At 73.8% G+C, this 18,948-nt stretch carries 17 protein-coding genes; 13 read left to right on the forward strand and 4 right to left on the reverse strand.

Features of this window, described 5'->3' with window-relative positions; all coding sequences use genetic code 11:
* Positions 1-107: 107 nt before the first annotated feature.
* The 10 genes from IEY99_RS21150 (at position 108) to IEY99_RS21190 (ending at position 9,267) form a co-directional block, all read left to right on the forward strand.
* Positions 108-1,052, forward strand: coding sequence for a hypothetical protein (locus IEY99_RS21150; RefSeq protein WP_229799014.1), 945 nt, complete (start codon positions 108-110; stop codon positions 1,050-1,052).
* The gene (locus IEY99_RS21155; RefSeq protein ID WP_189205708.1) at positions 1,049-2,752 is read left to right on the forward strand and encodes a peptidase M16 family protein; all 1,704 of its coding nucleotides are present in this window, start codon (positions 1,049-1,051) and stop codon (positions 2,750-2,752) included. Before IEY99_RS21150 ends, IEY99_RS21155 begins: the two co-directional genes overlap by 4 nt.
* Positions 2,753-2,836: 84 nt before the next feature.
* Complete coding sequence (locus IEY99_RS34965) at positions 2,837-2,971, forward strand: hypothetical protein (protein WP_268245135.1); 135 nt, start codon at positions 2,837-2,839, stop codon at positions 2,969-2,971.
* Positions 2,972-3,034: 63 nt separating this feature from the next.
* Complete coding sequence (locus IEY99_RS21160) at positions 3,035-3,793, forward strand: hypothetical protein (RefSeq protein WP_189205709.1); 759 nt, start codon at positions 3,035-3,037, stop codon at positions 3,791-3,793.
* 9 nt (positions 3,794-3,802) lie between these two features.
* Positions 3,803-4,537: a hypothetical protein gene (locus IEY99_RS21165; protein ID WP_189205711.1), complete on the forward strand. Its 735-nt coding sequence runs from the start codon at positions 3,803-3,805 to the stop codon at positions 4,535-4,537.
* Positions 4,530-5,786 (forward strand): MFS transporter, encoded by a 1,257-nt coding sequence (locus IEY99_RS21170; RefSeq protein ID WP_189205713.1) that lies wholly within the window; start codon positions 4,530-4,532, stop codon positions 5,784-5,786. The genes IEY99_RS21165 and IEY99_RS21170 overlap by 8 nt, the downstream gene beginning before the upstream one ends.
* Positions 5,783-6,907 (forward strand): insulinase family protein, encoded by a 1,125-nt coding sequence (locus IEY99_RS21175; protein WP_189205715.1) that lies wholly within the window; start codon positions 5,783-5,785, stop codon positions 6,905-6,907. Before IEY99_RS21170 ends, IEY99_RS21175 begins: the two co-directional genes overlap by 4 nt.
* Positions 6,904-8,064 (forward strand): insulinase family protein, encoded by a 1,161-nt coding sequence (locus tag IEY99_RS21180; RefSeq protein ID WP_189205717.1) that lies wholly within the window; start codon positions 6,904-6,906, stop codon positions 8,062-8,064. Before IEY99_RS21175 ends, IEY99_RS21180 begins: the two co-directional genes overlap by 4 nt.
* Positions 8,065-8,095: 31 nt before the next feature.
* Positions 8,096-9,019: a GNAT family N-acetyltransferase gene (locus IEY99_RS21185; RefSeq protein ID WP_189205719.1), complete on the forward strand. Its 924-nt coding sequence runs from the start codon at positions 8,096-8,098 to the stop codon at positions 9,017-9,019.
* A 59-nt stretch (positions 9,020-9,078) separates the two neighbouring features.
* Positions 9,079-9,267: a hypothetical protein gene (locus IEY99_RS21190; RefSeq protein ID WP_189205721.1), complete on the forward strand. Its 189-nt coding sequence runs from the start codon at positions 9,079-9,081 to the stop codon at positions 9,265-9,267.
* 11 nt (positions 9,268-9,278) lie between these two features.
* Here IEY99_RS21190 and IEY99_RS21195 read toward each other — a convergent pair whose 3' ends face one another.
* Positions 9,279-12,185: an AfsR/SARP family transcriptional regulator gene (locus tag IEY99_RS21195; RefSeq protein ID WP_229799017.1), complete on the reverse strand. Its 2,907-nt coding sequence runs from the start codon at positions 12,183-12,185 to the stop codon at positions 9,279-9,281.
* Positions 12,186-12,523: 338 nt separating this feature from the next.
* Here IEY99_RS21195 and IEY99_RS21200 point away from each other — a divergent pair, with 338 nt between their 5' ends.
* Positions 12,524-13,195: a response regulator transcription factor gene (locus tag IEY99_RS21200; RefSeq protein WP_189205722.1), complete on the forward strand. Its 672-nt coding sequence runs from the start codon at positions 12,524-12,526 to the stop codon at positions 13,193-13,195.
* A 27-nt stretch (positions 13,196-13,222) separates the two neighbouring features.
* Here IEY99_RS21200 and IEY99_RS21205 read toward each other — a convergent pair whose 3' ends face one another.
* On the reverse strand, positions 13,223-15,421 hold the full coding sequence (locus tag IEY99_RS21205) for an N-acetylmuramoyl-L-alanine amidase (protein WP_189205724.1): 2,199 nt from the start codon (positions 15,419-15,421) through the stop codon (positions 13,223-13,225).
* A gap of 31 nt (positions 15,422-15,452) precedes the next feature.
* Positions 15,453-15,851: an ArsC/Spx/MgsR family protein gene (locus tag IEY99_RS21210; protein WP_189205726.1), complete on the reverse strand. Its 399-nt coding sequence runs from the start codon at positions 15,849-15,851 to the stop codon at positions 15,453-15,455.
* Positions 15,852-15,984: 133 nt separating this feature from the next.
* Here IEY99_RS21210 and IEY99_RS21215 point away from each other — a divergent pair, with 133 nt between their 5' ends.
* A complete protein-coding gene (locus IEY99_RS21215; protein ID WP_189205728.1) occupies positions 15,985-16,341 on the forward strand; it encodes a PRC-barrel domain-containing protein in 357 nt (118 codons plus the stop codon).
* 63 nt (positions 16,342-16,404) lie between these two features.
* On the forward strand, positions 16,405-17,481 hold the full coding sequence (locus IEY99_RS21220) for a DUF3616 domain-containing protein (protein WP_189205730.1): 1,077 nt from the start codon (positions 16,405-16,407) through the stop codon (positions 17,479-17,481).
* Here IEY99_RS21220 and IEY99_RS21225 read toward each other — a convergent pair whose 3' ends face one another.
* The gene (locus tag IEY99_RS21225; RefSeq protein WP_189205731.1) at positions 17,482-18,921 is read right to left on the reverse strand and encodes an MFS transporter; all 1,440 of its coding nucleotides are present in this window, start codon (positions 18,919-18,921) and stop codon (positions 17,482-17,484) included.
* Between the last annotated feature and the right edge of the window lie 27 nt (positions 18,922-18,948).

Below are 18,948 nucleotides of genomic sequence, written 5' to 3' on the forward strand. Positions count from 1 at the left end.
GCGCACACAGGCCGGGCAGCCGACAGTATGGCGAATCCCGGTTTGCTGCCCCACAACGGCCGCTCGCGGGGTCACCGAGCGGATCAAGACCATCTATGCTGCCCGCCATGTCTTCGCACAGCGACGTCGTGTTCGACCCGGCGGCGGCCCATCCCGAGGTCGCCTGGCTCCGGTCGGCGCTGGCCGCCCGGGACTGGCCGGCCTGCCGGGCGATGCTCGACGCTGCCGCTCCGGAGACCCGCACGCGCCTGACCGTCGTGGCCGGCGAGGAGCCCGATCTCGCGGACTTCCTCCGTACGGTGCTGGCCGGCGACCCGGACGACAGCGCGGCCGCCGCCGTGCTCGGCAGCCACCTCACCACCGTCGGCTGGAAGGTGCGCAGCAGCGCCCAGGCCAAGTTCGTCAGCCGCGAGCAGTTCGCCGGGTTCCACGACTGGCTCACCAAGGCCGAGCGGGTACTCGTCGACGCCGCGGCGCGCAACCCGGCGGATCCCGCCGTGTGGGTGGCCAGGTTGCTGACCGCGCGCGGCCTGGAGCTGGGCCAGGCCGAGGCCCGCCGCCGGTACGACCGCCTGGCCGCGATCGACCCGCACCATCTGCCCGGCCAGCAGCACCTGCTGCAACAGCTCTGCCCCAAGTGGGGTGGCTCGTGGGACGAGGTGCACACGTTCGCCCGGGAGGCGATGGACAGCTCGCCGCCCGGCTCGCACAACGCCGTGCTGGTCGCCCTGGCGCACATCGAACGGTGGATGGCCCTCGACAGCGGCGCGGACCGGACCTACCTCAGGACGCCCCGGGTGCGCGACGAGATCTACCAGGCGGCCGGGCACTCGGTGTGGCATCCGGGCTTCCCGCGCACCCTCGGCTGGGTCCGCGTGGTCAGCGAGTTCGCGCTGCTCTTCAGCGAGCTGGGCGACCAGCGGGCGGTCGCCTCGCTGTTCGCCATGACGGGCGTCCTGGCGTCGGAGTCGCCGTGGCACTACCTCGGCGATCCGGCGGAGGTGCTCCGGGAACGCCGCTACTACGCCACCGGATCGCGAGGAGTGCGATGATCAAGCAGCTGGACGTCGACGGCGTACCCACGCTGCTCGCGCCGACCACCGGCCCGATGCACGCCGGCCTGGTGTTCCGGGTCGGACAGGCCGACGAGACGCTGGCCCGCAAGGGCGTCACGCACCTGGTGGAGCACCTGGCGCTGCACTCCATCGGCACGGCCGACTACCACTACAACGGCGTCACCGGCGTCGAGCACACCTACTTCCACATGCGCGGAAGCGCCGAGGAGATCACCGGCTTCCTCACCGGCGTGTGCGCCACGCTGCGCTCGCTGCCCGTGCAACGCCTGGAGGTCGAGAAGGAGATCCTGCGGACCGAGCGGAACAGCCGCGGCAGCGGCGTCGCCGAGCCGCTCATGGTGTGGCGGCACGGCGCCCGCGACTTCGGCCTGCCGGCCTATCCCGAATGGGGGCTGCCCGCCCTCACGGCCGAGGACCTGCGGGAGTGGGTGGCCGGCTACTTCACCCGGGACAACGCCGCGCTCTGGATCGCCGGCGACGAGATCCCCGCGGGACTGCGGCTCGACCTGCCCGCAGGCGTACGGCGGCAGGCGCCCCGGGCGTCGTCCGCACTGCCCGTCACCCCGGCCTGGTTCCCCGGCTCCTCCCCGGTCGTGGCGTGGGACGCCGTGGTGCCGCACAGCGCCGCCGCCGCGTCCTTCACCAAGGTTCTCGAGCGGCGCATGTTCCGGGAGCTGCGCCAGCAGGCCGGGTTGTCGTACTCGGCCCACACCGACTACGACCTGCGCAGCGACGGCACCGCGGTGATCTCGGCCGTCGCCGACGCCCTGCCCGCGAAGCAGGGCGCCGTGCTCGGCGGCTTCGTCGACCTGCTGGCCGCGCTGCGGGTCGGCCGGATCGACCAGGACGAGGTGGCCTCCGTGGTGCACCAGGCCTGCGAGGCGTCGCGCGAGGCCGACGCGACCGGCGCCCGGCTGCCGGGCCAGGTCTTCCGCCTGCTCGCCGGACGCCCGGTCCTGGACGTCGAGGAGACCGTGGCGCAGATCCGCGCGGTCACCCGCGACGACGTGGCCGCGGTCGCCTCCCAGGCGTACGACGCGGGCCTGCTCATGACGCCCGGCGGCACCGGCGCCGACTGGGCCGGCTACGCCCCGGCGCCGGCCGGCTCCGAGCATGCCGTCCAGGGCACCCGGTATCCCGCCGCACACCGGCCGGAATACGCCGTCGTCACCGGCGAGGACGGCGTCAGCGCGATCGCCCGCGACGACATCGCGACGGTTCGCTACGACGCCTGCGCGGCCGTCCTGGCCTGGCCGGACGGCGGCCGGCGGCTCTTCGGCCACGACGGCGTCGTGGTCACCGTCGAGCCCACCATGTACCGCAACGGCGCCGCGGCGGTGCCCGGTATCGACGCACGGATCCCCGACGGCCTGCGGGTCGACCTGCCACCCCGCGACCCGGAGGACATCCCGCAGCCGCCGCAGCTCACCGCCCGCGCCCGCTGGCGGCGGACGTTCGCCTGGTGGCACACCGCCCGGGCGGCGAAGACGCGGCTCGTCCTGCCGTACGCCGCGCTCGCTCTGCTGAACGTCGCGGTCGTGGCGGGCGTGATCGGAGCGCAGGTCTACCAGCAGCGGCCGCGCATCCTCTCGGTGATCCCGATCGCCTTCTGCGGCACGTACGCGGTGCGGTACGCCCGGCGCGCGTACGCCGCCTTCCGGGCCTTCCGGGACTGACCCGCCGGAGCTGTCACGGAATTGTCATAGAGGCCTTGGCATGGTGACTCCCGTCAGCGATGACGACCTTCCAAAGGAGACATCATGAGCGAGATCACCACCAACGAGCTGCTGCGCGTCGACGCGATCGTGCAGGACCTGCAGGACCTCGACGCCACCGAGTACGGCACCGAGGCGCTGTCGATGACGCAGGCCACCTTCTCGGACATCGCGCTCTGAGTCGGGCCCGGGCGGCGGCGGGGTGCCCCGCCGCCGCCCGGCTTCCAGGAAGGTGGGCGGCAGATGCCGGTCCGGTCCGAACTCCATCCGCTGGTCGAGCGCTTCGCCCGGGTGCGCCACGCCGCGGCGGCCCGCTACGGGCCCGGCTCGCAGGCCGTGAGCTTTCTGCTCTACGAAGAGCTGATCTCGGTACGGACGTTGCTCGCCGCGGACCGCTCCTCGACGTCCCTGCGCAGCCGCGCCGAGCACCTGGTGCCCGCGATCCAACGCTGGTTCGACTCCGGCGGGGTGCAGACACCGGCACAGGCCTTCCACCGTACGGTGGCGGCGAGGCCGACGGTCATCGAGTTCGATCGCGCCTGCTTCGAGCACCGGTACCGGGGTCCGCTGGACGACTTGGGACCGCGGGCCGTTCACCTGCACGGCCGCGAGCACGCGCTGGCGGTGCTCGACATCGGAGCGTCCTACCTCTACGCAGTGGACGACGCCGGCGCTCTGCGGGTCTGGCCGCAGTCCTTCAGGCTTGCCGACCTCGTGTTCGGCTGGGCGCCGGGCCGGCAGGACCACCGCCGCGTCGTACACCCCATGCTCGTTCCGGAGCGGCTCCGGGTGCGGGCCGCCGGCGAGCTGGTGGTTGCCGGATCGCCCACGTGCGTCTCCGTCGTCGCCAACCTCAAGTCCGGTCACTTCCGGCCACCGCCGGACTGCGCGGCCGAGGTCCGCCGAGCCGTGGTGAGTGCCCTGGAGCTGCCGGAGCCCGCCGACGTCGACGTGTTCACCATGCCGCAGCCGGCCACGGCCGACCCGATACCCGAAGCGTGAGGCGCACCGATGACGCCGACATCCGGCACGACGTCCCCGGACATTCGCATCGAAGACCTGCACATCGGGGTCGAGCACGAATGCAAGTGGGAGCTTCCCTGGTCCGGCACCTCGGACCCCGGCGCCGTCGCCGCGGCGACGCTCTTCACCGACCTGCTGAGCACGGGCGGGCGCGCCCGGGACTATCTGCAGTCGGTGCTGTACCTGGATGATGCCGAAGGCAGCCTCGCCGGCGCCGGGCACTCCTTGAGCATCGTGGTGAACAGTGGCGCCCCCTCCGGCACCTGTGTCATCGCCTTCAAGCAGACCGTGCACCACCGGGGCTGGCGGGACGGCCTGGAGGTGCGGCAACGGGTCCCGCACCGCCAGGTCGGCGCCCGTCTCGACGACCCCGCAACGCTGCCGGTCGCCCGTGCCCGGAGCCTCGGCCGGGTCACCGGACCGCTTCGTCCGGCGGGCGTCGCCGTCCAGCGGCGCTACAAGTGCCATGGGCTCACCGCCGACGGCACGGAGATCTTCTGCAGCATCGACCGCGTCGAGTTCGGCCGGCCCGGCGGCGTACGCGACGAGCAGCGCCGGTACGCATGCCTCGAGATCGAGGTGAACTCCTCGCTTCCGGCCGCGCTGGCCGGCCTGGGGCGCCTGGCCGGGCAGCTCGACGATCGGCTCGGCGTACCCCGCGACCGCACCAGCAAGTCGCAGCGCGCCTGGGCGTACCACCTTTCCGGGCAGCGCGGTGGATAGCCCGCGCGACCGGCGGCTCGGATCCACGTTCCGGACGGTCTGGTTCGGACGGTCGCTGTCGATGCTCGGCGGGTACGTGCAGTTTCTGGCGCTCCCCCTGTGGATCCAGCAGGTCACCGGGTCGACCGTCGCCGGGCTCCTCGCCTTCGGGATCTTCTTCCTGCCCCAGGTGGTCTGCACCCCGTTCGCCGGCGTGCTGGCCGACCGGTTCGACCGTCGCCGCCTGGTCGTCGCCGCCGATCTCGCCGCCTTCGCGGTGGCGGTGTCCCTGGCGCTGACCATCGACCCCAACCGGCTGGGCTGGATCTACCTGCACCTCGGCGTCCTCCAGGCGCTGACGGCCCTGGCCCTGCCCGCGTTCCTCAGCATGCTCCCCGACGTGGTGCCCGCCGGTCGTCTGCTGGCCGCCAACGCCCTGCTCAATGCGTCGGCCGGCGTCGCGGTGACGGTCGGGCCACTGCTCGGCAGCCTGCTGCTCGCGCACTACTCGATCGTCGTCGTGATCTGGATCAACGCACTGACCTTCCTCGTGGCGGCGGCCTGCATGCTCCGCCGGGACGCCGCCCCGCGTGCCGCGGGCGTACCCGAGCGTCCGAAGGCGCAGTTGCGGCAGGGCCTGGCCGCTCTCTACGCCGATCCGGTGCTGCGATCGACGGTGGTTGCCGAGGCGCCCTGGAACCTGTGCTTCGGCGCGGCGACCCAGCTCGTCCTGATGCACTTCGGCGCGGGCGGCCTGGTGCAGGCCCCGGGGCTGGTCGGGCTCGGCGCCGGCCTGGGCAGCCTGGCGATGACCGCCGTCCTCGCGCGGATCCGCCGGGACCTGCCGGCCGCGACCATGCTCATGACCGCCGTGCTGACCACCGCACCGGTCGCTCTCGTGGTCGTGTGGCTGGCAAGCCTGGGCACCAACCCGGTTGGCGCGGTGGTCGCCGGCCTGCTGCTCGGCGTACAGGCGTACGCGATCGGCATCGGGCCGGCGCTGCAGTGCCAGCAGCGTTCCGCGCCCGGCTCCCGGGGCCGGATCACCGCCCTGCGGCGAACCTCGAACGCGACGTGGCAGGTCGCCGGCATCGGGGCCGCGGCACTGCTCGTCGGCCGGGTTCCGCCGCTGGTCCTGGTGGCCGCCGGCGGCGTGCTGGCGACGGTGGCCGCCGCGCCGTGGGCCTGGCGGGCGCTGCGGGCCGGTCGTGCCGCACCGACGCCGGCCGCGCTCACCCCGGACGCGGCCCTCGAGGCGGTGGCGCGGTGACGACCCTCCGGCCCGGCGGCGCCTGCATCGTCGAGCTTCCCGCGGGCTACCACGACGATCCTCCGGAACGGTCCGGCCTCGCCGCGTTGCTCGCTGCCGTGCTGAACGATCCCCGCTGTGGTGGAGCACCGGCACGGGCGGCGGCGCAGGGCTGGCGCACCCGGCATCGCCTGGACGAACGATGCTCGTCGTTCGGGTACGCCTGGTCCCGTTCCGAGCACCAGGTCTCGATCCTGGACCACCTGCGGCAGACCCGGCTGCCGGCCGGACCGGCCGGTGAGGCGATCCTCGCCGACCTCCGGGCGCGGCAGACCGCGGCGATCGACGGCCGCCGCGCGACGCCGCTCGCGCTGGTGGGCGGCGCGCTCGACCGTGCCGCCTGGGGAACGGCCCCGCACCGCCTGCTCGGCACGCCGGAGACCGTCGCCGCGGTGACCGTCGCCGACCTGGCCGAGGCGGGTGAACTGGTGACGCGGGCCCGGGTGTACCACGCCGACCAGCCCCCGGACCCCGGCGTGGGATGCGCCACCCCGGCGGGCCGCCCGCCTCGATGGCGAGGCGGGCTGGACATCGTCGCGCATCCCGGCAGCGACGCGCGGGTCGCCGTCCGGCTGCCGGTCACCCGGATCCCCGTGGAGCTGCTCGACCTCTTCGTCGAGGTGCTCGGCAACGGTACGGACGGTCGCCTCCACCACGAGCTGCGGCACCGGAACCGGCTCGCGTACGGGTTCACCGCCGCCGGCTGGGGCCCGGCCGAGGCGGCGTCGATCGGAGCCACCGCGACGGTGGCCGCCGAGCACGCCGCGCCGGCGATGCGGGTGCTCGCGGCCACGCTGCGCCGCCTGGCCGACGGCGTGGACCGGCGAGAGACCGGCCTGGCCCGATGGCGCTGCCGGGCCACGCTGCTCGCCGGCCTCGACGGTCCCTTCGGCATGGTGGACGACGCCCGCCGGCAGGCGCGCGGCGAGCCCCGCGTCCCGGACCGCCTCGCGGTGATGGCCGGCGTCGACGCGCTGCCGGGTCTGTCCTTCGCCCCGCTCGCGCCGGCGGTCGCTGCCGTCGGCCCGTTCGACGAGCGGCACCGGGCCGAGCTCGCCGACGTGTACGAGGAGATCCGGTGAACCCGACCGCAGAACCGGTCCATCGGTTCCGCCGCTGCGACGGCCTCCGCGTCGACCTCGAGGTGCTGCCGTGGGCGCACTCGCTGGGTGCCACTCTGGTGGTGGGCTGCGGCTCCCGCGACGATCCTCCGGGCCGGGAAGGCACCGCACACCTGGCCGAGCACCTGCAAGTGCTCGCCGATCCGGCCGGCGGCACCGGTGGCGTGCCGCTGCTGGCGGTCACCGACGTGGACCGGACCCTGTTCCAGGGCGTGGGCGATCCGGGCGATGCCGGGATGCTGATCCGCCGGCTGCTGGACATCGGCGAGGGACGCTGCCGGCCGGCCGGACCCGACGTGTTCGAGGGTGAGCGGCATGCGGTGCTCCTGGAGACGCGCCGCATGGATCACCAACCCCTGCTGCGGCTCGGCCCGCTGCTCGCCGCCGCGGCCGCGGACGAGGCGGGCCTCGACGCCATCGGCCGCACGACGACGGACTCGGTACGCCGGGTCGCCGCCGCGGACGTGGCCGAGCTGATCGCGCGCGGCTACTCGGCCGCCGACGCGCGGCTGTTCCTGGCCGGTCCGCCGTCCGTGATCGGTGACGTGGAGACCGTCCTCGGGCGCTGTGCGCCGGCCGTACCGTCTCCGGACACCGCCCGGCCGGCTGCCGTTGCGCGAAGGCCGGCGGACGATGCGGAGCCCAGCCGCCTACCGGGTCTCGGCGCCCTTGTCGCCGTAACCCTGCTGCGCCCGCGGAACACGCCGTCGCTGGCACTCGACGCGCTCCTGGACGATCACGGTCCGATCGCCGGTCCCGTCATCGCGCAGGGATGGCGGCCGCTCGGTCGCGCCACCGTCGAAGGCCGCACCCAGCGGGTCGACATCGTCGTCTGGCGGGCCGGTGGAACCCCGGCCACGCTGGACCGGCGGCTCGCCCGGATGGCGGCGGGCGACTGGCGCGCGGAGGTCGTGGCGGCGGCGAACCGGCTCCGCGCCCGACGCGCCGTCGCGCGCGAATGGCGCCTGGCGACCCCGCTCGGCCGGACCGGTGATGCGGCCCGCCAGGTCGTCCTTCCGGGCCCGGGCAGCGACGTGCACCGGCTCGCGCTGTGGACGGTGGCCGACGGAGCTCCCCAGCGCCTCGCCGAGCACGCCCTCCGCGCGGTGCCGCAGTAGGCCCGCGACGACGACACCGGATGGAACAGCCATGGAGTACCCCACCACTTTCGAGGCCCACGGTCTGCGCCTTCGTCCCTACCGGGACGCGGACGTGCCGAACCTGGTCGCGGCCTTCTCCGACCCGGAGACGTTGCGCTTCATGTCCGGAACTCCCGGCGAGGTCACCACGGAGAAGGCCCAGGCCTTCGTACGCGGGTTGCCGGCCACCCGGAATCCCGACCGGCACAGCTACGCGGTCGCCGACCCGGTCACGGACGAACTGCTGGCCGGCGCCGTGCTGCACGTGACGCGCCGGAGGTCCAGCGGCGAGGTCGGCTTCTGGGTGTGCCCGGCCGCGCGGGGGCGGGGCGTGGCGACGGCGACCACGCGGGCGATGACCGACCTCGGCTTCGCGCACGGGTTGTGCCGGGTGGAGCTCTTCATCCGGGACGAGAACGTCCGCAGCCAACGGGTCGCTCTGGCCGCGGGCTTCCGGCGGGAGGCGGCACTGCGTGACGTCCTGCCGGGACCCGGCAGCCAGCGACACACCGCGGTCGTCTGGTCCCGGCTGTCCACCGACGACGGCGCGCCGGCGCCACGCCTGCTGCCCGACCTTCCCGGCGGTGCGCTCACCGACGGGGTGGTGACCGTACGCCCGGCCGGTGGTTGCGCCCTCCCGGCGGCCCGCTGGCTGGCCGGCGAGGGCGCGGAGCTGCTGGCCTGCGAGTCGGCCACCGGCGAGATCATCGGCGAGCTGACCCTGGACTACGTGGCTCCCGGCGACGGAGAGGCGGTGCTCCGCGGCACTCTCGCGGACTCGGCACTCGCGGCTCGCAGCATCGCGCTGGTGACGGACTGGGCGTTCCGGATCGGAGTCGCCCGGCTGGTCTCCGCCGGCCCGCCCGACGGCCAGGACTGGCAGCGCCTCCTGACCCGGGCGGGCTTCCGGGCGGAGAGCCGCCTCGTGCGTTGATCGACTGTTGATCGGGATGTGTGAGCCTGACCCGAGCACACCGGACGACGGAGGAACAGATGAAGCACGACCAGAAACGCATCTCGGCACGGTTCGCGGCGGCGGCGGTCGCGGTGACCGCGGTGGTGGGTTTCACGGTAGCCGCCCTCGGCGCCACGGTCCGGCACACCGCGACCGGCTCGGACACCATCGAAGGGTGGAACAGCACCGGATCGAGTTGCGAGACGGCCTGTCACCCCGACCTGTAGCCGCGGCCGGGTCAGGACGACGTCAGTTCCGCGAACGACTCCAGCAACCGCGAAGCCTGCTCGGCCTCGGGCAGGCCGAGCAGGTCGAAGAGCACGTACGCGCGCCGCAGGTGCTCCCGGGCCTCCGCGCAACGGCCGAGGTCGGCCATGGCACGGCCCAGGGCCACCAGGGCGTGACCCTCGTTGCGCTGGTCGCCGATCTCCTCGCACAGCCGCAGGCCGCGGGCCGCCTCGTCGGCGGCCCGGTCCGGCCGGCCGAGCGCGCGCAGGGCGTCGGCGAGCCGGTACCGCGCGTGCGACTCACGGTCGCGTAGTCCCGCGCCGACGCAGAGGTCGACGCACGCCGTATACCAGCGGGCGGCCGCCTCGTGACGGCCCAGCGCGTCGTGGGCGATACCGAGCACGTACCGGGCGTACGCCGCGGCGGCATCGTCGTTCAGCGTCTCCAGCTGGGTCAGCACCCGGTGGCAGATCTCCACGGCCTCGTCCGCCCGCCCGCTGCGTGCCCGCACCAGCGCGGCGTTGACGGTGGTGGCCATCTCGCCGGACCGGTGCCCGAGCCGGCGGGCGAGGAGGATCGCCTCGTCGTAGTGGCCGGCCGCCTCGTCGTGGCGGCCGAGCATCTGGGTGATCAGCCCGAGGTCGTTGACTGCCTGGCGCAGCACGACCAGGTCGTCCGTACGCCGGCACACGGCCACCGCCCGCCGCGCATCCACCTCCGCCTCGGCGAGCCGGGTGGCGGCCAGGGCGACGTGACCGCACAGGAAGTGGGCGCGGCCGGTGGCCCGGGGATCCCCGAGCCGTTCGGCCGCGCGGGCCAGCGCCCGGGTGGTGGCGGCCGACTGCCCGGAGCGTGGGTCGGGTCCGTACGGGCTGATCGCGATGAGCAGGTCGATCGCGGCGCGCAGGTCGGCGCGCGACGCCGGGCCGGCGGTCCGGGCGACCTGGGCGACCAGCCCCACCACACCGCCGATCTCGGCCGTCGCCCACTCCCGCGCCTGGGCCGGGGACGCGAACGTCAGGCCCGTCCCCGCCACGGGACCGAGCGCCTGCGACACCGGGTCGCCGGGTACGGCGTGCGCAAAGGCAGCGCACGCCGTGGCGAGGAGGAACTCCAGCAGCCGGGTCACCGCACCGGCGACCTCGCCGGCGTGGTCGTCCTGACACACCCGCCGGGCGAACAGGCGCAGCAGGCCGTGGTAGCGGTACCGGCCCAGCGCCGGGGACTCCAGCAGTCGCATGTCGACGAGCGCCTCGAGGAGGTCCTCGGCATGCTGCGGGTCCCGGTCCAGCATCGCCGCCGCGGCCGTGACCGCGATGTCCGGCAGGTCGACGGTCGACAACAGCACGAACGCCCGGGCCTGCTCCCCGGTCAGCTGCCGATAGCTCATCTCGAAGGCCGCCTGCACCGTCAGCTGGCCTACCCTCAGCTCGTCGATGCACCGCGGCTCGTCGGCCAGCCGTTCGAGGAACGAGGCGAGGCTCCAGCGCGGCCGGGCCGCGAGGCGGGCCGCCACGATCCGCACCGCCAAGGGCAGGAACCCACAGGTCGCGACGAGCTCACGGGCGGCGCGGCGTTCGGCCGCCACCCGGTCCGCACCGATCACCCGGCCCAGCAGCTCGAGCGCCTCGCCGGGCGGGAAGACGTCCAGATCGGCGCGGACGGCGACGGGCAGGCCGTCCAGCCGGGCGCGCCCGGTGACCAGGACCGCGCAGCCGGCGGCGCCGGGCAGCAGCGGCAGAATCTGCGCCACGTCGCGGGCGTCGTCGAGCAGGATCAGCAGGCGCCGCTCGTGCACCAGCGAGCGGAACAGCGCCGAGCGCGCCTCCAGGTCGTGCGGCAGGGCGGCGGGTTCCACGCCGAGCGCGGTGAGGAAACCGGTCAGCACCTGGTAGGCATCGGCCGGCACGGCGTCACCGCCCCGCAGGCCCGCGTAGAGGGCACCGTCGGGAAAGGCTTCCCGCACCCGGTGGGCGATGTGCAGGGCCAGCGTGGTCTTTCCGGTTCCGCCCATGCCGGCCAGGGCGCCGACGGCCAGCGTACGCCGCGCGGTGCAGGTCAACGCCGCACAGAACCGATCGGCCACCGACGCCCGGCCGGTGAAGTCGGCCGGCTCGGGAGGCAACTGCGCCGGGCGGGGCAGCGGGCGTACGGTGTCGGCGGCCGGCAACGGGGTGGAACCGCCGTTCGGAGCAGCGGGGGCCGGCGACGCCGGCACAGGCGGGTCCGGATCCGCATCCCCCTGCAGAATCTGCTGGTAGACGAGGGTCAGATCGCGCCCCGGCTCGACGCCCAGCTCGTCGAGGAGCAGCCGGCGGGCCCGCTGGAACACCGCGAAGGCGTCGGCCTGCCGGCCAGAGCGGTACAGGGCGAGCATGAGCAGTCCATAGGGCCGTTCGCGGAGGGGCTGCTCGGCGGTCAGCGCGGTCAGTTCCGGAATGCAGCGCGCCGCCCGTCCGAGCTCCAGGTCCAGGCTGATCCGCTCCTCCAGCAGGGTCAGCCGGAGCTCGCCGAGCCGGTGCCGCTGCCGTTGCGCGAAGGGTCCCGGTACCGCGGTGAGCGGTTCGCCGTGCCAGAGGTCGAGTGCCTCCCCGAGCAGCTTCCGGGCGCCGTCGCGGTCACCGTCGGCTGCCGCGCGTTCCGCGCGGGCCGCCAGATCCTCGGCGCACAGGGCGTCGACCGCACCGTCCGGCAGCACGAGGCGGTAGCCGTCGCCGAGGGAGACCAGCACGCGGGGGTCGGAGCTGTCGTCCTCCAGCACCTTGCGCCACCGCCACGCGTACGTCCGCACGGTGGTCGTCGCCGCACTGGGCGGGTCCTCGCCCCACAGGGCCTCGACGAGCTCGGCGGCGCTCGCCGCGCCGCCGGGGCGTAGCAATAGGACGCTCAGCATCGCCTGCTGTTGTGGGCCGCCCACCTTGAGAACGTCGGTACCGCGGTGACCCCGCACCGGTCCAAGCACTGTGAACCGCAGGTCAGTCACACGTGTTCCACCCTCCCGGTGCGTCCGCAGGAGCGGCAAGGAAGGCCACAGAGTATGTCACTCCCGCAATCCCGGCGTGACTGGCCGTGCGGCGCGTTCAGTCGCCGTTGATGCGTCATAGAGGCCCGGTTGACGTTGCTCCGGCACAGTTCTGGCCGTCCGATCCGGCCCTGCCGGCGTCGGACCGCCGGGCGCGGTGCGGTGCCGGCTACGGCAACCCATCTTCTGCAGGAACGCGCGGCCGGTGCCGCGCCGACGACAACGGGACCGACGTGCGAGTGCTGGTCATCGACGACAACAAGGACCTCAACGGGCTGGTCAGGCGCGGACTGCGCGCCACGGGCTTCGCCGTGGACGGCGCCCTCGACCTCGCCGAGGCGGACCTCAAGCTGGCCGTCAACACCTACGACTGCCTGGTCGTCGACCGTACCCTTCCGGACGGCGACGGGACCGCGCTGATCGACACCATGCGGTGCGGCGGGGTGCGGACTCCGGCACTCGTCCTCACCCGCCGCGACGCCGTCGCCGACCGGGTCGACGGGTTCGCCGCCGGTGCCGACGACTGCCTCGGCAAACCGTTCGCCATGGCGGAGCTCGTCGCCCGGGTGAGGGCCCTGTGCCGGCGAGTCGGCGAGATCCGCCCCTCCGTGCTGCGGCTGGGCGACCTGACTCTGGATCTCTCCCGGCGCCGGGTCAGCCGGAACGACGCCGTCGTGCCGCTCTCCGCCAAGGAGTTCGCGGTGCTGGAGCTGCTCGCCCTGCGGGCCGATCACGTGGTCACCCGCAGCGAGCTCATCGAGTGCTGCTGGGACGAGATGGCCGAGCCCGACTCCAACGTGGTCGACGCCGTGATGGCTCGGCTACGGCGCCGGCTCGGGCCTCCACCGGTCATCTTCTCGGTGCGCGGAGTGGGCTTCCGGCTCGTCCCGCTGGAGTCGCGCTGAGCCGGCGGGCAGGGGCCCGCCATCCGCTCACCGCAGGTACGCCAGGCCGTCCAGGGTCACGCTCGGGCGGCCGGTCGTGGCACGGACCACGACCGTCACCGTGTGCCGTCCGGAGGACAGGTTCCGGGTCCAGACCGCCTGCCGGTAGGCCGTCTTCCTCGCGCGCGTGTCCACGGTGGCGACCTTCCTGCCGTCCACGTACACGTCGACCTGGCCGGAGCCGGCGGAGCGGGAGGCGATCAGTGACGCCGCGCGGCCGGTGAAGGTCCAGGACAGCTTGGTGCTGCGCCGGGAACTCGTGAGGGACCGGCCGTTGAGGTGCGAGGCCTTCTTCACCGTCTTCCACGTTCCGGTGCGCCGGGCCGCCGTCTCGGGCATCAGCACCGGGGTGCGCACCAGCGAGCCGGCGCCGGCGTTGCCCGCGGTGTCCCGGGCGGAGACGCGGAACGTCCGGGCCGCGCCGGGCCGGGCCGTCGTGGCCCAGGACCGGGCGGCCGGGGCCAGGGTGGCGGTGGACGGTGAGGTGGTGCCGACCCAGGCCACCTTCTGGTTGTCGGTGGCGGCGAAGGTCATCGTCACCGGCACCGCCGTCGTGCTCACCGTGCCGCCGCGCAGGCTGAGCCCCGTCGCGGTCACCTTCGGCGCGGTCACGTCGGAGAAGACGGTGAGGGCGGGCGTGGTCACCGACGCGCCGCGGACGTGGGTGGCGCGGACGGCGACCTTGTGCGGGCCGGGCGGCACCGGGACGGCGCCCGAGCGGGCCGCCGGCGGGAACGAGGCGCGGACGGCGCCGTCGACGAGCACGTCGAACCCGGCGATCTGCGCGGTCGGGGTGGCCACCGACCAGGACATGGCCGCGGAGCCCCGCAGGTAGTAGGTCTGCGCCGACCGCACGCTGCCGGCCGGCGGCTTCGCGGTGAGCCCGAGCACCTTGCCGGACGCCTCGGCACGGATCGCGGGCAGCTGGGCGTACAGGGCGTCGCCCGGACACTCGGTGGCGTAGCCGTCGCGGTGCCCGGCGATCCGGTTGAAGGTCACGACGGTGCCGCGCGGGAACTTGCCGCCGTCGACGCCGGAGGTCATCGTGGCCGTGCCCGCCGGGTCGAAGCCGTAGGCGGTCAGCTTCGCCGCGGCCAGCTGGGAGAGCACCCGCCGGGTCGCCTCGGGAACGCCCCCGTCGATGTACGTGCCCAGCACCGCGACGCCGCTCGACCCGGTGTTGAACCCGTACGTCTGCGCGCCGACCACGGCCTTGTCCACCCCACCGGCCCGGCCCTCGAACAGGGTGCCGCACCGGTCCACCAGGAAGTTGTAGCCGATGTCGCCCCAGTCGAGGCTCTTGGTGTGATACGTGTGGATGGCCCGGATGTGGGCGGCCGACTTGGCGCAGTCCGACGGGGCCGCGTCCGCGGTGTGGTGCACGAACACGACCTTCACCGCCGGAGCGACGACCGGCGGACCGTCCACGATGCTCTCGTCGGCACCCCAGCCGCGGCGGCTGACGTAGGACGGCATCGTCACCGCACCGCCGGCGGCCCGAACCGCCGGGGCCGGGGCGACCGGAGCCGGGGCCGCCGGCACGGACGAGGTGGGCGCGGACGGCGGGACGGCCGGCGTGGCCGACCCGGACGGCGAGGGAGCCGGGAGCGAGGGTGCGGGCTCGAGTGCAAAGCCGCCGCCCTGCCCGCCGGACGAGGACGACGAGCCGGGATCGATCAGGTCGAGGCGCAGCCCCGGGGGCAGCGGCCTGGCGCCCGCGCCACCGCGGATCCGGGCGGCGACCCCGTCGGACGGGCCCACCCACAGCGGCTCGGTCGCGCCGCGGCCCTTGCCGCTGTCGGGGCCGCGCAGGGCGTCGGTGTCCAGGGCATGCCATCTGCTCCACGCCTTGGTGCCCGCGGCACGGGTGCGCACCTCGATCGTCCCGTCCACCGTCCGAGCGGCATCGGTCCACGTGACGCCGAGCAGGCTGAACCTGCGGGTCGACCGCTGCGCGGCCTCGGCACTGCGGGCGCCGGCGGCGACGGGCAGGGCGAGGGTGTGCAGCTTCCCGCGCACCGGCTTGCCGTCACCGTGCTGCACCACGGGCTCGTCGGCGGCCACGGGCGCCGCGACGCCGCTTTCCGCCACGGTCGGCGCAGGCGGAGCGGACGGCAGATACAGCACCGCCGCCGTGACCCCGCCCGCGACAACCACCGCCGTGCCGGTGACCAACCGTAGTCTCACTCGTACCCCTCACGCCCGACCGGCAGTGAGACTAGCGGTTTTCCGCCGCCTCGGGTGCCCCGTCCACAGCGGGCGCCGGGAGGATCGCGCGGATGGCTCCGGGGGTGCGGGCCACGGTTGCGGCGCCGTCGTCGGTGGTGATGATCGGGCGCTGGATGAGGGCCGGGTGGTGGATAAGGGCCTCGATCCAGCGGGGCCGGTTGTCGTCGTCCCGCGGCCACGAGTCCATGCCCAGCTCCACGGCGGCCGGCTCCCCCAGCCGGGCGATGTGCCAGGGCTGCAGTCCCAGCCGGGCCAGGACGCTTTCGAGTTCGGCCTCGCTGGGTGGTTCGTCCAGGTAGCGGCGCACCGTGTACGTGGCGCCCGCCGCGTCGAGCAGGTCCGTCGCGGCGTGGCACTTGGAGCACTCGGGGTTGATCCAGATCTCCACGGGGGAGGTTCTCCTGTCGGGGACGAGAGCCGGTACGGACCGTACGCTAGGAGGCCGTCCTTCTTTCGTCAAGGCTAGCGTCCGTTAGAAACGAAGGCCTGTTTCGGCCGTTCACCGCGGGGAATAGGGTCGTATGTTTCCCGCTGAGAACCTGCGCGACTGGCGCGGCGAGAAGGTCATCGATCCGGACGGCGACAAGATCGGCGAGCTCGAGGCGGTGTACGTCGACACCGCCACCGACGAGCCCGCCTTCGCCACGGTCAAGGTCGGCTTCATCGGGCGGCACAAGCTGGTGTTCGTGCCGCTGGCCGGGGCGACGGTCAGCCCCTCCGCGGTACGGGTCCGCCACGGCAAGAAGCTGGTCTCCGACGCTCCGTCCATCGACCTCGACGGCGAGCTGACCGCCGCCGACGAGCCGCGCGTGTACGCGCACTACGGCCTCACCTACCAGCCGGGGACCTCGGGCGAGCGGCGGCTCGGACGTCGTTGACGCCGGCGGCCATTCCTGGAACTCGCGGGTCCCCGCTGGTACGCCGATGTCACGATGGCGACCATGACGGTGGAACGAACGGTCCGGCTGCGCTTCGGCGAAGCCTCGCGCATCGCCGCCACGCACAGCAACCTGTCCGCGGTGCGCAGCGACGGCCGGGTGCTGTGGATCGCCGGTGACGAGACCGCGACGGTGGAGCGGCTGGTCGCCGACGACGAGCGCCATCCCACCGAGTACGCCGGGCAGGCCACCTTCCGCCTCGCCGACCTGGTGGACCTGCCGGGCGCCGATCCCGACTCCGAGGCCGACATCGAGGGCCTGGCCCGCCACGGGTCGTTCCTGTGGGCGGTCGGCTCGCACAGCCTGCGCCGCAAGCGGATCAAGGCCCAGCACACCGGCAAGAAAGCCCTGAAACGGCTGGCCACCGTCGAGGGACAGGACAACCGCCAGATCCTGGTACGGCTGCCGATCACCGACGTCGACGGGCTGCCCACCCCGGTCCGCGAGGCCGTCGCCGACGGTGTGCCCCAGCGCGCCGCGGTGCTCGCCGGGCGCGACGACCTGCGGGCACTGCTGCGCGACGACCCCCATCTCGGCCCCTTCCTGCCCATCCCGGGCAAGGACAACGGACTCGACATCGAGGGCATCGCGGTCCACGACGACCGGGTCTACCTGGGCCTGCGCGGACCGGTGCTGCGCGGCTGGGCGTTCGTCCTGGAGCTGCGCCCGTACGCCGACCCGCACCGGCCGGAGCGGCTGCGGCTGCGCCCGTTCGGCGACGGGCTGCCGTACCGCAAGCATGTGCTGGACCTCGACGGCCTGGGCGTGCGCGACCTGTGCCCGGCCGGCGACGACCTGCTGGTCCTCGCCGGCCCGACGATGGACCTCGACGGTCCGGTGCGCATCTACCGCTGGCACGGCGCCTGCCGGGTCGAGCTGCCCGTGGTCGCGCGGGCAGAAGAGCTCACCCGGGAGCTCGAGCTGACCTACGGCGAGGGCGACGACCACGCCGAGGGGCTGGCGGTACTGGGCCCGCTGGAGGAGGGCCGCCTGCTCGTCGTCTACGACAGCCCGGCCCCGTCGCGCCTGGCCGACGAGGACACGGTCCTCGCCGACGTGGTCCGCCTGTCCCCTCACTGATCAGGGCCGGCACGTTCCCGCCCCCGGGACCGTCGCCGTACGCAGAAAGGCCGCGATCGCCACCGCGCCGGCCAGCACGACGACCCCGTCGATCAGGAAGCCGAACGTCGTGCCCGACAGCACGCCCGCCCGGGTGGCCGCGCCGTCGTGCAGCTCGCCGTACCCGGTAGCGGCGATGGCCGACACCACCGGGGTGCCGAGCGTGAAGCCGATCTGCTGCGTCATGGTGGCCAGCCCGGCGGCCAGGCCCTGCTCGCCGTCGGCGATGCCCGACGTCGCGACCACCGTGTACGAGACGATCGCCAGTACGTGGCCGAACCCCCCGGCGAAGGTGGTCACGAGTACCACGGCCGCGCCGATGGTCCTTCCCTCGCCGAGCCAGTACAGGATGCCGGTGTTGACCGCCTGGATGATCAGCCCCAGCACGAGTGTGTTCTTGGCACCCAGCCGGCCGATGACCTTCGGGGCCGCGCTCCCGCCGAGGAAGGCGCCGATGCCCAGGAAACCGAACATCACACCCGCCTGGAACGGGGTCATGTCGAGCACCTGCTGTAGATAGAGCGTGAGCAGGAACGCCATGCCCGACTCCATGGAGAAGGTGAGCAATCCGCCGAGGTTGCCCCAGCGCACCGAGTTGCTGTGCAGGACCCTGACCGGAGCCAGCGGCGCCTCGGCCCTGAGCTCGATGACGTAGAACGCCACCAGCAGCACGATCGCGACGCCGAGCGACACCAGGGTCCCGGCCGAGGTCCATCCGGTGCGCTCGGCGCCGGTCACGCCGAAGACCAGGGACAGCAGCCCGAGAGTGACCGTGACGGCGCCGGCAACGTCCAGCTTCGGCCGGTCGGCGGACCGGGACTCCTCGATCAGCACCAGCGCGGCGAGGAACAGCGCGATGCCGACCGGGATGTTGATCAGAAAGGTCCAGCGCCAGGACAGCAGGTCCGTGAGCACCCCGCCCAGCACCGCGCCGGCGGCGAAGCCGAGGGAGAGCAGTGCACCGTTCAGGCCCAGCGCGCGGTTGCGCAGCGGGCCCTCCGGGAAGCTGGTGGTGAGCAGGGCCATGCCGGAAGGCGTGACCATCGCGGTGGCCAGGCCCTGCGCCGTGCGGGCGACGAGCATCACCTCCGGCGTCGTCGCGAGGCCTCCCACGAGCGAGGACACCGTCAGCATGGCCATGCCGGCCAGGAAGAGCCGCTTACGGCCGAACAGGTCGCCGATCCGGCCGAACAGCAACATGAAGCCGGCCGCGGTCAGCGCGAACGACGTGACGATCCACTGCAGGCCGCCGATGCCGAAGCCGAGGTCGGCCTGGATGCCGGGCAGGGTGACGGTGAGGATGGAGAAGTCGACGGCGAACATGAACTGTGCGCCGAGCAGGACGACCAGGGTCGCTTTCTGCCTGGCCGTCATGCTGAGCGTGGTGACGGTGCTTGTCATGTCCTGAACATGCACCGAGCGACGGGG

The sequence above is a fragment of the Couchioplanes azureus genome (assembly GCF_014648355.1).
Taxonomy (GTDB): Bacteria; Actinomycetota; Actinomycetes; order Mycobacteriales; family Micromonosporaceae; genus Actinoplanes; species Actinoplanes azureus.